The sequence below is a fragment of the Methylobacterium sp. WL18 genome (assembly GCF_008040015.1).
In the GTDB taxonomy this organism is placed as follows: domain Bacteria; phylum Pseudomonadota; class Alphaproteobacteria; order Rhizobiales; family Beijerinckiaceae; genus Methylobacterium; species Methylobacterium mesophilicum.
The window spans coordinates 1-14,978 of the sequence record NZ_VRVD01000062.1 but is presented as its reverse complement, the minus strand read 5'-3'; the positions used below and the strand labels follow the sequence as shown (position 1 = coordinate 14,978).

Annotated in this window: 10 protein-coding genes and 3 pseudogenes; 7 read left to right on the top strand and 6 right to left on the bottom strand. The window is 56.6% G+C overall.

The features are described from left to right. Nucleotides 1-33: 33 nt before the first annotated feature. Nucleotides 34-1,054: pseudogene (locus tag FV228_RS08145) on the top strand (IS481 family transposase). A 176-nt stretch (nt 1,055-1,230) separates the two neighbouring features. Here the strand turns inward: FV228_RS08145 and FV228_RS08140 are convergent. Both FV228_RS08140 and FV228_RS08135 read right to left on the bottom strand, forming a co-directional pair. Continuing rightward, nucleotides 1,231-2,436, bottom strand: coding sequence for an acyltransferase (locus FV228_RS08140; RefSeq protein ID WP_147854144.1), 1,206 nt, complete (start codon nt 2,434-2,436; stop codon nt 1,231-1,233). 45 nt (nt 2,437-2,481) lie between these two features. After that, a complete protein-coding gene (locus FV228_RS08135) occupies nt 2,482-3,264 on the bottom strand; it encodes a hypothetical protein (RefSeq protein WP_147854143.1) in 783 nt (260 codons plus the stop codon). Nucleotides 3,265-3,560: 296 nt separating this feature from the next. On the opposite strand from FV228_RS08135, the pseudogene FV228_RS08130 reads away from it, so the two are divergent. The 3 genes and pseudogenes from FV228_RS08130 to FV228_RS08120 form a co-directional block, all read left to right on the top strand. Then, nucleotides 3,561-4,053, top strand: a pseudogene (locus tag FV228_RS08130) (helix-turn-helix domain-containing protein); the annotation flags it as partial. A gap of 78 nt (nt 4,054-4,131) precedes the next feature. After that, nucleotides 4,132-4,320 (top strand): hypothetical protein, encoded by a 189-nt coding sequence (locus FV228_RS08125; RefSeq protein WP_147854142.1) that lies wholly within the window; start codon nt 4,132-4,134, stop codon nt 4,318-4,320. Between the two features lie 665 nt (nt 4,321-4,985). Beyond that, entirely contained in the window at nt 4,986-6,062 is a 1,077-nt protein-coding gene (locus tag FV228_RS08120; RefSeq protein ID WP_187277676.1) for a glycosyltransferase family 4 protein, read from the top strand. An 89-nt stretch (nt 6,063-6,151) separates the two neighbouring features. On the opposite strand, the gene FV228_RS32990 is transcribed toward FV228_RS08120, so the two are convergent. Further along, entirely contained in the window at nt 6,152-6,961 is an 810-nt protein-coding gene (locus FV228_RS32990; RefSeq protein ID WP_187277675.1) for a family 16 glycosylhydrolase, read from the bottom strand. Between the two features lie 628 nt (nt 6,962-7,589). Continuing rightward, nucleotides 7,590-8,681 (bottom strand): acyltransferase, encoded by a 1,092-nt coding sequence (locus FV228_RS08110; RefSeq protein ID WP_147854139.1) that lies wholly within the window; start codon nt 8,679-8,681, stop codon nt 7,590-7,592. 460 nt (nt 8,682-9,141) lie between these two features. Between FV228_RS08110 and FV228_RS08105 the strand changes: the two genes are divergently transcribed. Continuing rightward, nucleotides 9,142-10,274, top strand: a protein-coding gene (locus FV228_RS08105; protein ID WP_147854138.1) for an IS3 family transposase whose coding sequence is annotated in 2 segments (ribosomal slippage) — nt 9,142-9,397 and nt 9,397-10,274 — 1,134 coding nt in all. Because the reading frame shifts where the segments join, the coding sequence is not laid out codon by codon here. A 489-nt stretch (nt 10,275-10,763) separates the two neighbouring features. On the opposite strand, the gene FV228_RS08100 is transcribed toward FV228_RS08105, so the two are convergent. Further along, entirely contained in the window at nt 10,764-12,107 is a 1,344-nt protein-coding gene (locus tag FV228_RS08100; RefSeq protein WP_147854137.1) for an O-antigen ligase family protein, read from the bottom strand. A gap of 365 nt (nt 12,108-12,472) precedes the next feature. On the opposite strand from FV228_RS08100, the gene FV228_RS08095 reads away from it, so the two are divergent. Further along, nucleotides 12,473-13,558 carry an acyltransferase gene (locus tag FV228_RS08095; protein ID WP_147854136.1) on the top strand — a complete coding sequence of 362 codons (1,086 nt, stop codon included), beginning with the start codon at nt 12,473-12,475 and terminating at the stop codon, nt 13,556-13,558. Between the two features lie 379 nt (nt 13,559-13,937). After that, nucleotides 13,938-14,288, top strand: a pseudogene (locus FV228_RS08090) (helix-turn-helix domain-containing protein); the annotation flags it as partial. A 94-nt stretch (nt 14,289-14,382) separates the two neighbouring features. On the opposite strand, the gene FV228_RS08085 reads toward FV228_RS08090, so the two are convergent. Beyond that, the coding region (locus FV228_RS08085; RefSeq protein ID WP_246693865.1) for a transposase at nt 14,383-14,978 on the bottom strand (596 nt) is incomplete at its 5' end.

Sequence of the window (14,978 nt, the reverse complement as noted above, 5' to 3'; positions counted from 1 at the left end):
AGTCCCATAGTGTGGTGGTACGATTGATACCGCATGGAGGGACGCGCTGTGGGACAGTTTCTCCGCGGCAGCGCCACGACGACTGCGACGGTCTGTCGGGCAATCTAAGCTCATCAAGAGAGCGTGAGAGCCGCCGCGAAGCACTATGGGATCAGCCCGACCACCGTGCAGAAGTGGCGGTCACGTCCGACCAGAATCGATGCGCGGATGGGACCGAAGGAGCCTCATTCCACCGTTCTAAGTCTGGAGCATGAGGCGGTCATTGTCGCCTGGTCAATGGCATATCCTGCTGCCGCTGGATGACTGCCTCTCCGCGCTCCGGCCCAGAATCCCGCACCTAACCCGCTCCAGTTTGCAACGCTGCCTGAAGCGTCACGGCATCAGTCGTCTACTGGATGTCGATGGCGACAAGCCGAAGCGCTCTATGTTCAAAGCCTACCCGATCGGCTACGTCCACATCGACATCGCACTGGTCAGCACGGGACAGGGCAAGCGCCACCTGTTCTTCGCCACCGATCGAATCAGTAAGTTCGCCTTCGTTCAATTGCACGAAAAGGCAACTTAGCAGATCGCAGCGGCCTTTCTATATGAGCTCGTCGCAGCCGTACCCTACACGATCCACACGGTCCTCACCGACAATGGCATTCAGTTCACCAACAACAAACCGGTGAACGCAGAGGCCAAGGCCAAGGCGGCTACTAATTAAACCGAGCGGGACGAGCTACGTCTCTATCGCTGGCATTCCTTCGCATGGGCCTACGAGCAGACCAAGATCGAGCATCGCGTAACCAAGCCGCGCTGCCCATGGACGAATGGCCAGGTTAAACGGATGAATCGCACCATCAAGGACGCGACGGTCAAGCGCTACCATTATGACGATCACGACAAGCTGCGCCGCCATATTCAGCTGTTCGTGGAGGTCTGCAATTACGGCCGCCGCCCGAAGATCCTAAGGGGCCTCACACCCGACGAATTTATCTGTCTAACTTGGGCGAAAGAACCTCAACGCTTCAGGCTCGATCCGTCACACCACATGCCGGGACCGAACATGTAAGCCGATCTGCAACGGCTGTTGAACCCTACCGGCGCCGCGCTTTAGCCTGACATAGCATGTCGGCCGGACGACCGGTTAGTCAACGTTGAGCGACAGACCACACAGATGGCCCTCGTAGCCAATCGCCAGCGCCAAGTAGGTATACGTGTCGGAGCTAGGCTGTGGGAAACTCGGACTCAGCATTTGGGGCCGGTGCCGAAATCATCTGGCGGTTGAGCCGCTTGGATCTTGAAACGTGGCGGCTTAGCTAAGTTCGGCATAGAAGAGAACGGCCGCCGCGCGCTCACTGCACTGCTCGGTAACGTCGGTCTTGTTGAGTCGGCCCGCTTCAAGGCAGCCATGAACCGCGGCTGGAAACGTAGGGCAGGCCGCTCGATGAAACGCCAGCTCAGCACGCCGAGCCCTCCAGCTCCCATCACTGCCAGGATCGCCATGAGCCACGGAGAAATACCCGGTACGTAAAGGGCGAGTAGGCTCTGGATCGGCCAAGCGTAGAGATAAAGTCCGTAGGAAATGTCGACTCTTTCGGTAAGCTGGCTCAGGGTAGTCTGAGGAACCGCGAGCGCGAACCAGAAGATTAAGTAGCCGCCGAGCACGGCGAAAGCGGGTTCGGACAGTGGCGAACTGTACATCAGCGGCAGCAGTAGTGCGACGGCGAGAGCGGCTCCACGGTGCGTGTAGCGGATCCGGTCGGCGAATAGGTAAAATGTCCCGCCGCAGATAAAGAGCAGGCTCAGGCGGATCATATCCGGAACGATGCCGACAAGCCGCCCAAGCGGAGTGATTTCTGGAAGCTGCGAGCGAAATACGTAGAGGATGAGCAAACTCGCAAGAACAGATAGGTAGGCGCCTCGAGATCGCAGGGCGCCGGCTGCGCCTAGCAGGGCCATGAGGACGTAGCACCGGAACTCGTAGGATATCGTCCACATCGCATGGTCGAGAAAGGGATATGGCAATCCGGCGAAGGAGCCCGGCACAACTGGCGATGCGAGGAACAGAATGCGCGCCGCAGTGTCGGCGGGTGCAATCGCGCCGAGGGTGCCACCCGCTGATGGAGCCACTATGACGAGGCACGTCAGGAACGCCATCACGAACCCAGGATAGATGCGCAAGATACGCTTGGTTAGGTAACCTGTGTAATTGGGGGTGGTGCGCGCACTGTGCGCAATCAGGTAACCACTAACCAGAAAAAATCCGTCCACGGCCATCTCGCCGAACGACAATGTGCCGAACGCTCGTGTCAACAGCTCTCGCGACCTGTTCCCATCGATGATTTCCGGCGCGTGAGAAATAATGACGAGCACTGCGAGCACGACCCGCACGACACCGAAGTTGTTGCGTCGTTGACCAAGTACTGGCAGAAACGTGAACGCCGCTGACATGCGTTTATCCGTGTCGAATATCTTTAGTGGCGGGTAATTATACGATTAGATCCATATAGACGGAACGGCGATTTGCGCAGTCTTGCGCACGACGAACTTCCAACGATTGTCAGTTGAATAGCCCCGATTGTCACCTCCGCGGATGCCGACAAGTTCAGGCGTACAGTTGAATCTGACCTTAAGTTTCAGCGCTGGGGCGATCTGGTCCAGGTGTTTGCGCAGGAGCTGCTCGGGCACAACGCCGGGTGCGACGCCCGGCACGTTGATGGCGAGCTTCTGGTAGGCGCCGCGCAATGCATGCTGGTAGCCCAGAACGTTCCACCGCATTAGGTACATATCTACGAGGCGGACCGGAATATTTCGAAAGTTGCAGTAAATATCGGCTCGAAGAGGGCTTTTATCGATAATTCTCTTCAGATTGCGAACGATATAACGCCCTGTCACTTTCCAGACAAAGCCGTCCGATGGCAAGGCTTGAATCATCCGCGCGGTTGCCATTGCGTGGTCAACAATGATGAGTTCGCCATAGCCTCTGTCATAGGCTGGGGGATATTTAAGTCCGTCAAAGCTAAGAAACTCGACATTGTCGGCTTGGCCGGCCGCACACGCCGTATCCGCTAGTATTGCCAGATCTGACTCGGAATTGTCTACGAAAACTATGCCGGAAATACCCCTGCCTATAAATGACATATAAAAAATAAGTGCCTGCCGATAATCTTCCATTCGCAATATTGGATTTGTTCGCTGTAAATTTGGAACACCTACTGGCGGCGTGATCGTCGCCGTCATCAAAAGGATATTGCCTTGGGAGTTGTGATCCAAGATCATCCAAATGTCCTTTTTATCGTGACTTATGGAAGTCTGTGTTGCTTGCGCTTTTGTGCGTAAAATTACGCGCCAGAGGCCCGTGGGAATTAGATATGCCTGACTCGAATTTCGCTGCGAGCTGCCATAAGGTGAAACGTGGCGGCTCGACTATAAGTCTTAAGTAGTAGATTTCTCTAAATCGGTGTTTTGCCGTTTCAGGCGCCACCTACGAAATTTAGCAACATTGTTCCGCAGGCGAATTGACGTTCAGTCCCATAGTGTGGTGGTACGATTGATACCGCATGGAGGGACGCGCTGTGGGACAGTTTCTCCGCGGCAGCGCCACGACGACTGCGACGGTCTGTCGGGCAATCTAAGCTCATCAAGAGAGCGTGAGAGCCGCCGCGAAGCACTATGGGATCAGCCCGACCACCGTGCAGAAGTGGCGGTCACGTCCGACCAGAATCGATGCGCGGATGGGACCGAAGGAGCCTCATTCCACCGTTCTAAGTCTGGAGCATGAGGCGGTCATTGTCGCCTGGTCAATGGCATATCCTGCTGCCGCTGGATGACTGCCTCTCCGCGCTCCGGCCCAGAATCCCGCACCTAACCCGCTCCAGTTTGCAACGCTGCCTGAAGCGTCACGGCATCAGTCGTCTACTGGATGTCGATGGCGACAAGCCGAAGCGCTCTATGTTCAAAGCCTACCCGATCGGCTACGTCCACATCGACATCGCACTGGTCAGCACGGGACAGGGCAAGCGCCACCTGTTCTTCGCCATCGATCGAACCAGTAAGTTCGCCTTCGTTCGCAGAGGCCGTATTTGCCGGACGGCGGTAGTGCATGCTGATTGTCTTTCCGACTGGTGACAGCCCGAGGAGATAAGCATGCCTGCCAGCAAGAACATGCCTCACGCCGATTTAGCCGAGGGCTACAAGGTCGGGTTTAAACTCATCCGAGGGATTTCGGTCGCCACGCCTGTGGCATCTGCCGGGCGAGCCGCGCCCGGTGATACCAGGCGGTTCCTGCTCGGCATCCGGCAGGGCATCAAGGATGCCGGCGGCAAGCTATCGTAGGCGGCCTACTGAATGCCGCGCTGGTGCGGGGCGTAGCGCGCGGCCCACTGCTCGACGCTGACGATCGGTCCCCGCGCAGGACCAGCGTGTCGCCGCAGAGGAGAGTAACACCGTCAGCGACCCAAGTGCGCCAGTCCCGGACAGCCTTTTTCGCGATCTCGGCGGGGAAGCCAGCAAGGTTGAGTAGGCCGGTGATCGTATCGCTGCCGCGCCGGGCCTCGATGCGGTCCAGGCGCCTGGTCAGGTCGGAGGTGATCATGTGTCTGCCCTCATGCCCGCTTCGAACACGTCTTGACCACGGTCGCGGGGCTCTATGTCACCGTTGGATGAGATTGCACCCGCTCCTCTCGGCCAGGGGCGGTCAGCCCAAGCCCCGCAGGGCTAAGCAATCACCGACGGCTGCCTCTTTCGAGGTAGCCGAAAGCCCTTGAGGCGTTTCCTGTTTCCTTATTGAATCGGTGAGCCATCGGGCTGCTCGTGATCACGATCGGCGCATGTTTCCCTGCATAATTGCCCTGCCTATGCAGGGTCCATGGTTTTCTAAGCGATTTAAGGACGGTTCGGCGATGTTGCAGCGGCCACTTCAGATCCTGGCTCCAACGCGCTATCCGTGGCGCTTTAACGGACCTCGGCGGTCGCGGCATAGGATCGAGAACCGGAATTTCTTGCCGCTGAACTGGGTTCATAAAGGCATTGAGGGAGTCACAGCTTTCAATCCTTGGCCGCCGCGGCGATTCGACCTTGTTCACGCCTTTAACCGGATTCCTCTCGGCAGTACGCCCTTCCTCATAGGCTTTGAGTCTCACATGCCACGAGGATTCGGCTTAGAGAACAGCCAATACTTCGGCGTGCTCTCGCAGATGCTGGCATCCCCGCGCTGTCGGGGTATCATCGCGATTTCCAATTATGCAAAAGAAATATTTAAGGAAACACATCAGAACAATCCATCACGCGATACCCTCTACGGAAAATTATCTGTCCGGTACCCAAATATCGAAATTCCGAGCGAAATAGCTCGGCTCGAACCGGCTGGGCGCACTCCGTTCGTTGTTGCATTCGTCGGCAACCATTTTGCGCGAAAGGGGGGATGCGTTGCGGTCAGGTTGGCCGAATTAGCAATTCAAAAGAAGCTGCCCGTGCAAGTCGAGATTGTGAGCTCGCTACAGGTAGGCTGCGGCGTCTGGACCGACCCTCTTAACGATCACTTCTACGATCGGTACCGCGCCGCACTGACGCTTCCAAACGTTCGCTGGCACCGCACTTTGTCGAACGCCGAAGTCCATGCTCTGTTTCGCCGCTCGCATGTCTCGCTCCTGGCCACGTTCTGCGACACGTTCGGCTACAGTGCGATTGAGTCAATGATCCATGGCACACCGGTCGTTGCTACGCGACAGGGTGCGTTGCCCGAGTTCATCGTGCACCAACAGAACGGTCTTCTTCTCGAACTTGACACGTCGCCGAACGGCGAATGGATGCATATCGCCTATCCCGACCGTGGCAGCCGGGCTTACGAGGGTCTAGTTGAAGCGGAGATCGAACGAATGGCAAGAGTGGCGATCGGAGAGATCGAGCAGCTGATCGACCGGCCTGACAGGCTCGATGACATGCGACGCCGCGCGCGATCCGACGCCGAGCGTCTCTTCAGTGCTCAGGAGGCGAATGTATATTGGGATGACCTCTACGAGCGCGCGCTCACGGCGCCAGAGGTCGGAGACACGCAGCTCAGGCTCGAACCACGCTGACCCCGACGCGCGGGCCGGTGAGCCACGCCGAAAGAGCGACGACGCGGTCGACCACCGATCGTCGGCGTCCCGCCCCGTGGCCGGCCCAATTAAACCGGCATTGCGTAGTGCGTCATGTGCTCGACGAGCATGGCTGGTGCTCCCAAAGTCCATTTGCTTGGAGCCATAGGATAGAGACCTTTCTCTATATCGCCGCCTGCTCCGCCTAGCGCGATCTGGAGCATCATGAAGACGCGGTTCGGATCTGCCGGATCGGCCGGGTTAGCAAGAAAGAACCGGTTGGGAACCGAAAAGGTGAGGGTTTCGTCGATCCCGAAGGCCATGAATTCCGGTGTCCACTCGGACCAATACGTGTGGAATTCATCGTAACGGAAATTCGGCAGAAGACGCTCAGTATCGACAAACTGCCCTTCCTTGGAACCGCCAGTTCCGGCCGCGCCCCACCAGTTGGTCTGGTAAGGACGAACGGACTCCGAATCCGATCGGTTGAACGAAATCTCGACCGTGTCTTGCTCGCAGTTCGGCCAGCGATAATGCGGAAGACACAATTGCCAGCCAGCCGGCCAGCAGCCCTGCTGCATGTTTAGGAGTGCGAAGCGATAAGCGAATCGGCCGTACCCTAATCGCCCATTATGTTCCGTTGAGACGAGCGGTGTGGAATGGGTGCACCGCTTTGTATGGCCCCCCTGCGTGACCAAGATTGAGCGCGGAAGGCGCTCTGGGACGAGAAGACGCCGCCCGTCGAGCATCTGGAGCGGTGCGGTGCCGTGCAGACCTGGATCCGAATAGAGGCCCACTTCAAGATTGGTCATCTGCGCCCGGCCGCTGGGAAGGCTGTTCGTGAAGCACGGGCGCCCGTCTCGATCGAAGCCGGTAGCCGTGCAGATAAAATCGGTCACGAGGTCGCTGTGGAAGTCGCGCGTCCAATCCTTGGCGACAGGTCTCGGCCTCAACGCATTCCACGCCCTTACGGTCGCTGAAGGCGGCAATGGTGGCGGGTCCGAGGCATCTAGTCCGATCCGAGCCTCCCCCTTTGCGATAATAGGACGGAAGTCATAGGTCGCGCCGGATTGGATTCGGATGCTCGCGGACGTGCTCGAACTGGGCAGGGTCACTTGGACAAGGACTTCATCAACATCGTGCTCGAATACGAAGGCGCCGGACTGAGGCGATGCGCCACCGTCAATCTCGAACCGAATGCAGCACGAATATGCACTTGGTCTGCCTCGACGAATTGCCACGGTGGCATTCCGGGCTTTCGAAGCGATGCGTGCGTCATGAACCGTGTAAGAAGGGATATCGCTTGGCGCCGATCCCGTAGCGGCATCGGCGGCCTTAATTCGGGTCGACATCGCGCCGCCTGACAGCAAAGCGAGGACCGCGCGTCGGTTTGGAGATGCGTGGGTCGTTCCGGAAAGCAGCGGGCTTTGCCTCATGGCCTGTCCTGCGTGGTGGTGAGGATTTCGGCGCATCGCGGCGCAAGCCCCGCGATGCGATTGTAGGCGTGCCGGACACATCGCGATGACACTATGCGGGCTCCGTCCGGGCGAGCCGCCTTAGAATGAAGCTTTGCGCCGGTAGTTCGACCACACGATGCAAGAGCACCGCGACGACGATTGCTAAGCCCACCCCTATGACGACCGCCAGCAGCGCGAGGTCCGAACCGAAACGGGGTGCGGCGATCTTGATCGACGCCTGAACGAAATAAGGATGGCTTAGATAAAGCGCGTATGATGCGTCGCCAAGAACGACCAAGATGGCAACCCAGCGCCCACTTAGGGGCGGCAGCGAAAGGGAGAATGCAACGATGAGGGTCGCGACGAAACCGTGCTTGATCACCGAGAGCAGGTCGAGATTTGGTAAGTAAAGTAGGAGGGCGCTAATTGCGAGGAGCGTCGAAAGCGCGGTACGTCTCCCTTGGAACGGCAGCCCGATCGCATAGATCCGCGACAGCATGAGGCCGAAAGCGAACTCAAGGATCAAAGGGCTTGTGTAAAAATGCCAGAGCGCACCTCCCTCCGGCTGTACCCAACCGAAAAGGACGATTAGCGAGAGAAGCGCACAGGCAAGCCAGACGGTATACCTGCCGGCACTTAAGCACAGACAAAACAGTGCATAAAAATATATCTCATAGCAGAGGGTCCAGCCTAGAAACAGGAGCGGCTGCACAAGGCCATTTTCTTTTTGGTAGGGTAAGAACAGATAAGATCGGACAATTTTCTCCAAAGACAGAGTGGTGCCGTTGACAAGCGCTGGCGCCATTATGGCGACTATGACCACGCCGGTGGTGAGCAACCAGTAGAGCGGCACGACCCGGGCAACACGGCGAACTGCGAAATGGCTCATTCCACGCGCCGGTTCGGCCGTGTACGCGATGATGAAGCCGCTCAAGACGAAGAAGATGTCGACACCGATGGCTCCGTCATAGAACGGGTTAGACGCCCGGCCAGCCTCTACTGACAGGCCGCTACCGACATGAAACAGAACAACTAAGAAGGCTGCGACGAACCGGAGGATTTGAAGAGCCGGCAGGCGGGCGGGTCGTAGATCGGTCGTCGGCGTGGCGTAGGCCGCTGGACCGGGCTTCGTTCCATACACCGAGGCGATGGTGTAAGACATATGGGGACGCTCTCCAGGTTCACGCTGTATCTTGTCGTGTTCGGCTCAAGCAGCACCTTATCCAATTTACTTAGAGCGCTGGATGATTCGGTGACCGAAAGTATATCTTGATAGCAGAAACGCCGAAAAAATGCTGTCCAATTAGATAAAAAAGTATCATATTTTCGTAAGGCAACTAATGTCGCTAAATTGAAGTACGGCGATAGCAGGTTATGCGATAATAGGCGTCCTCGAACGTTTAAAATTGGACGCAACTCCCCTTCGGAAGGAAGGTCGGGCTGGACGTGCTCGAAACCGCCATATCGCACGAAGGTACATAGCTCGTCGCCGAGAACTGCGTCCCCAAGCTGTAATTTGCGGAATGATCCTGCAAAAGAGGTGGCTCGGGTAATCTGCACAGCGGGGCTGAGTGGAATTTCTGCCTGACGGCGGCCAGGATGGCTGCGGATCAGGAGCGACGATGAGCAAGCGACAGCGCCGGAACCACTTCCCGGCCTTCAAGGCGAAAGTGGCTCTGGCCGCCCTACGAGGCGAGAAGACCCTGGCCGAGTTGGCCCAGCACTTTGATGTCCATCCCAACCAGATCACGACGTGGAAGGGTCAGCTTCTCGACGGGGCTGCCGGTGTATTCGGAGCCGCGTCTCGGCCGGAGACGACACCGGCCATCGACGTCAAGACGCTGCATGCCAAGATCGGCGAGTTGACGCTGACCAACGGTTTTTTGTCCGGCGCGCTCGGCAAGGCCGGATTGCTGAGCGCAAAACGATGATCGATCGAGCGCACGACCTTCCCATCGCCAAACAGGCCCAGGCGCTCGGAATCAGTCGTGGCAGCGTCTACGACCTGCCGCGTGCAGTCCCGGCCGCCGATCTGGCCGTGATGCGGCGGGTGGACGAACTGCATCTTGAACTTCCCTTCGCAGGGAGCCGGATGCTGGGTGATCTTCTCAACAAAGAGGGCATCACGATCGGGCGCCGTCATGTCGTGACGCTGATGAAGCGCCTGCGCATCGAGGCGATTTACCGCAAGCCGAACACCTCGAAGCCCGCGCCGGGGCACAAGATCTGCCCGTATCTGCTGCGCGGGCTGACGACCGACCGGCCCAATCAGGTTTGGGTCATGGACATCACCTACGTGCCGATGGCACGTGGGTTCGTCTATTTGGCCGCCATCATCGATTGGTTCAGCCGCCGGGTGCTGTCCTGGCGGCTGCCGATCACCATGGAGGCCGACTTCTGCGTCGAGGCGGTAGAGGAAGCGTTCGCCCGACACGGCAAGCCCGAGATCTTCAACACCGACCAGGGCTCGCAGTTCACGAGTCACGCCTTCACCAGCGTATTGCTGAACGCCGAGATCGCTACCAGCATGGACGGGAGGGGCGTATGGCGCGACAATATCTTCGTCGAACGCCTGTGGCGGTCGGTCAAGTACGAAGAGATCTACCTGCGGACCTACGACACCGTCAGCACGGCGCGTGCCTCGATCGGTCGGTACCTCGCCCTCTACAATGGGCGAAGGCCTCATTCGAGTCTTGACCGGCGCACCCCCGACCAGGCCTACTTCGACAGGCTGCCGCATTCCGCGGCCGCCTGAACCCGGCAGGATATCCACTTATCCGAGCCCTGGGCGCTGTTTAGACAAACCGAGTCACCTCTAAACGCACACGGCTGATTGACCCATTTCTTATGTAAAACGCCCATTCTTTGATAATTTCACAATGCAACGATCCAGCATCTCTTTGGCCGTCCCATATAGTAATACAAGCTTGACGGCATCATCGTTTATATATTTTTTTCGATGAAAATCCGAAGGCCGCTTAGTTCGCCGATGACGTATTTGATGATTATATTGTGTTCTAACAATTTATTCCGCGCAGCGCCGTGAAAACTAGCGAATGGAGCACCAGTTCAGATGGATACCAGAATCGAATATTTGCGTCATTGGCACATTAAAATCTGGGGCTTTCTACTGTCGTAGGTCAAAATCGACTTACTCCATGCTATAATTCTCGTGCTTACGAAAGACGAGGGCCTTTGACTGACAATCGGTTAATCAGGACCATCAATCAGTTCAAGACAGCTTTTATGATCCGAACCTAGACGTAGGTGGAGATAAGGCAGACAAAACAGGTTCTTCCATTTCAAGCTGTTCTTCTCTCTCATCCAACTCCCTGGCCGTTGAATTGATCCCCGTTGCAGTCACCGGAATGAGAGCTGCCAACAGGAATTGACTGAAGCTATGATTTTGAAAGAGTGCGTTTTCCAAATTGATCGAGACGACGAGATAGAGGCAGAAGCAAAGGGGAAACGTGTTGGCATATGATCTGCCCGACAACGCGGTGGCGCAGGCTCGCTTGACACAAGCCGCAAGACCCAACCCAAAAAAGGCCAGCCCTACCACCCCGAACGCAATCGCCACGTCATAGAAGTTATTGTGAAAAAACCAGAGTTTCTGACCGATTACAAAACGCAGGTACTCGACCGGTGTTGAGGTGCTCTCCCAGTAAGCCTTGTAACCGATCCCGAACCAAGGTTCTTTCCAAAATTGGTCTGATGCAAAGTGCCAAAGAAGAGTTCGCCCACTTAAGGTTCGATCCTTGCCGACGTCGTTCAAAAATTGTTCACTTAGCGCATTGCTGTTCAGCGCCAAATAAGCCAGCAACACGCTTCCTGCGGCGATTGCCAGGCCGATCACGAAGCCTGCCAACAGAGGCCCTCTTCGCCAGACCGCAGTGACTACGAGTGGGAATAAACCTACTAAAGTCGCGACTTGGCCGGTGGTGGAGTGCGACAGATAGAGGATGGTGAGGGAACCAAGGAACGACGCCCCCGTAATCGGACGAATCCATCCGTCCAGGAACAGACAGGCTGAGCAAAGCGCACTAAGTGCCATAATGCTGCCCAGGACGTTCTTATGGGTGTAGATGCCGAGCCACGCCTTTCCTCCGTCCATTGCGCTGCGATGGAGGGTCAATTCCGACGCAATCGACAAAATCTGAGCGGCTACGAAAGCCCAGAGCAGGATTTTTAATAGACGAGATTGGCCAAAATATAGCTGGAATACATAACCTGAAAGAATGGTCATTAACAGCTGAAGGCCTTGATAGAACGAGATGATAGGCGTGATGGACCAAAGCGCCGAGATCATGGCCAGCACCGGCCAGGTGGTCAGCCAGGGATTTGCAATCAGGCAGTCGTGGGCCCGGTTCGGTCGGGCTAAAATGGTAAATAGCGCCACTACGTCAACAGTAAACCACACATACCGTTCGCCTGATGCGATTCCGAGAAGGCTGCTGTCCATGTAGCAGGCGCATAGGAAGGCCGCTGCTAAGACATCTGCGATGCCGAACGGCGGATTATACGTCTCGCACGTTTGCCGTATTGATCCGGGATGTTCCAATCCGGACCCGATAAGCCGCATGGCCATTTTTGCTCCGCGTCCCCCACCGTGCTGTCCGATTCAATGATTCGATTGTCGGCATTATTGGCGCGCAAAACAGGAATGGCCGCAATACGATTGGCCTACCTCAAAGGGCGGTGCTCGGTCCCACCGCCGACTAGGACGAAATCGCGGGGGGGGGCAGGTAACTGACAGTCCCCCGTATTCAACGTCTTCCAGCACGCAAAGATCTGCCTACCCACGCCTTGCCTCATCGCTTGAAAGTGAGATCCAAAGACTGCACGATTGAAATGAGTTTTAAGATACGACGAAATGAGTAGTTGCGAATTTCCACGGCATCTCGCAGTTTCTTTGATCGTCGCGCATTCACATCTCGACTCAAGAAAGTTGTCATGCTCAAGGCTCTCGATCGGCGGAAAAGCATTGAGGGAGAGAACCGCATACGTATTTCCGAACTCGACTCACTCCGCGGAATCGCCGCCCTTTCGGTCGTCATCTATCATTATACTTCGATTTATCCCAGATTAATAAGTGTGAGAAATCTCGATTTCGTGCCTCAAGTTGATCTTGGTTATTTCGGTGTCGAAATATTTTTCATTATAAGTGGATTTGTGATATTCACAACTATCACATCTTCACCGACAATTATTGATTTCTTCCTATCTCGGTTCGCTCGTATATTTCCAGTTTATTGGCTGTCGGTATTAATTGCCGTGACGCTATCAGCCGCTGTGAATAAATTTTCAGACTTATCTACGAGTAATATCGTCGCAAATATGACGATGCTGCAGTCATTGATGGGATTTCGACATCTCGATGAGGTTTACTGGACGCTAACGTACGAACTCGGTTTCTATATGTGGATTGCCTTAGCCGTGTATATCTGTCGCGCAATCAATCTGAGGATAGAAGTACCGTTGCTTATCTGGTTACTGTTGGCGACAGTCATTCGTGCGGGAGATACTAACGTAGCTTATAGAATTTCTCTAGTTTTGCTACTCAATTACGGCCAATTCTTTATCATTGGTATCGCATTCTTTCTAATATACTATAAGTATGACAAGCCTCTCACCTATGTCGTGCTGATTTGGGCTATGGCAATTTCCGCCTTCGGCGCTAATCAAAACACACCGGCCAATGGTTTTAGAGCCTATTTTTGGATCGCTCTAGGATGCACATTATTTTTTTATTGGATAGTTTTCTTCAAGCCCGCTGCGATGAAATCTTCAGTCTTGAAGTATCTAGGACGAATATCTTACTCTCTGTACCTTGTACACGCATCGATCGGTTACTTTTTGCTACGTGAGTTCGAGCAGCTCGGTATCCCCGACCTGCCGGCGGTTTTGCTCGCTATAGCGTTCGCAATCGTCGTGGCGCATGTCATCAATATTCTGGTCGAAGTGCCAGGTCAGCGTCTCTTTCGTGCGTCCTTTCGTAGGGTCCAATCTTGCATTTTTACTGGCTCACGTTCAGCCTGATTAGTAGCGTGCCTGTGACACGCATAGCGGTCGCGTTTGGGCTAATCGGTTCGCTACAAAATCTGTCCCATATTTCTGCATCCTTCTGCGAAGCGGACATTCTCTTTTCGGCCAACTTCCACCGCGTCGGCGGCGGCACCTGAACAGTTGGGAAGGGTGGATTTGCGCCGATGTGCTTTGGAGCGGTAACGCGCCGAAACGAGCGTTGTCCCCCCACGCGGCTCGCTCCTCAAAGCTGACTTTGTATTCGCATGGACATGCCCCCACGGCCATTCAGATTATTGAATGGCTGGGCTATCGGGGTGATAAATGCGCCGTTCCTAGTGCACTGACGTAGTCAGAGGATTCACGGAGGGCGTGATACATGCGAGTCTGGGCGATGGCTCAGACCGTCTGCGTGCTCCTCGACGACGCCCCCAAGTTAGCGTTGTCCACGATCGCCAGAGATCGATCCCGCTCCCTTAAGCACATCCTGCGGGCGCGCATCGTCCTGCTCTCGTTCGAACGCTTGAGCGTGCAGGACGTGGCTCGGCAGGCCGGCGTCAGCCGGCCCGCAGTCTGGCGCTGGCAGCAGCGCTTTGCCGAGGAGGGTGTCGCGGGCCTGCTGCGGGACAAGACCCGCCCACCCGGCACCCCGCCGCATTCCACCCGCACAGTGGCGAAGGTGCTGGCGCTGACCTGCTCCGAACCGCCGGACGAGGTCACGCACTGGACCGGCCGCGCCGTCGCTGCGCGGACCGGCTGTCAAACAGCGTTGAACATTGGTTCTTCCGCACTTTCGGTGCTGAAGGTTTGGCATCCGATCAAGCTTTGCCGATCCCGGCTCATGCAGGATGCAGGACGCGTTTGCGCAGGAGATCGAAACCGGCGCGACCGTACATGCTCCGCTTGATCAGCTTGAGGCGGTTGACCTGCCCCTCGACGGGGCCGTTGCTCCAGGGCTCGACGATGGCGGCGCGCACGGCTGGCTCGTCCTGCCGGAGCCCGGTGACGAAGCCGCCGAGATCGGTCGCGGCTGCAGCTTCCAGCCAGGGCGTCAGTCCGGTGGGATCGTTCTGGCGCAGGAGCTCGGCGAAGGCGCGTATATCCTCGGCGGCCTGCTTCAGCTTCGGTGCGGCGCTGCAGAGCGCTTCGGTGAAGGCGAGATCCTCCCGAGACAGCGAGGTCGGGTCGGCGATGAGCCAACGGGTGATGCGGCGCGTCGAGGGGACCCGGGCGGACGGCGATCTCGCAGGCGCATCCTGCCTCCGTCGTGAGGCCCAGCGCCGGACGATGTCGTAGCTGCCAATGAAGCGTAAGCGGTGTCTGGGGCCGCTCTTTCGGTTGGCATGACGAGTTTGGATGCTGATGGCCATTGCCGGGGGGGCGTGGGGATCGGCTTGTGTCTGGACTTGAGCGTAGGTTTGAGCCGAGGCGGCTG

What these genes read in the sequence shown, in the direction of transcription:
- FV228_RS08140 (WP_147854144.1), bottom strand. Translation starts at nt 2,436, where the DNA reads ATGTCAGCGGCGTTCACGTTTCTGCCAGTACTTGGTCAACGACGCAAC.
- FV228_RS08135 (WP_147854143.1), bottom strand. Translation starts at nt 3,264, where the DNA reads ATGATCTTGGATCACAACTCCCAAGGCAATATCCTTTTGATGACGGCG.
- FV228_RS08125 (WP_147854142.1), top strand. Translation starts at nt 4,132, where the DNA reads ATGCCTGCCAGCAAGAACATGCCTCACGCCGATTTAGCCGAGGGCTAC.
- FV228_RS08110 (WP_147854139.1), bottom strand. Translation starts at nt 8,681, where the DNA reads ATGTCTTACACCATCGCCTCGGTGTATGGAACGAAGCCCGGTCCAGCG.
- FV228_RS08100 (WP_147854137.1), bottom strand. Translation starts at nt 12,107, where the DNA reads ATGGCCATGCGGCTTATCGGGTCCGGATTGGAACATCCCGGATCAATA.
- FV228_RS08095 (WP_147854136.1), top strand. Translation starts at nt 12,473, where the DNA reads ATGCTCAAGGCTCTCGATCGGCGGAAAAGCATTGAGGGAGAGAACCGC.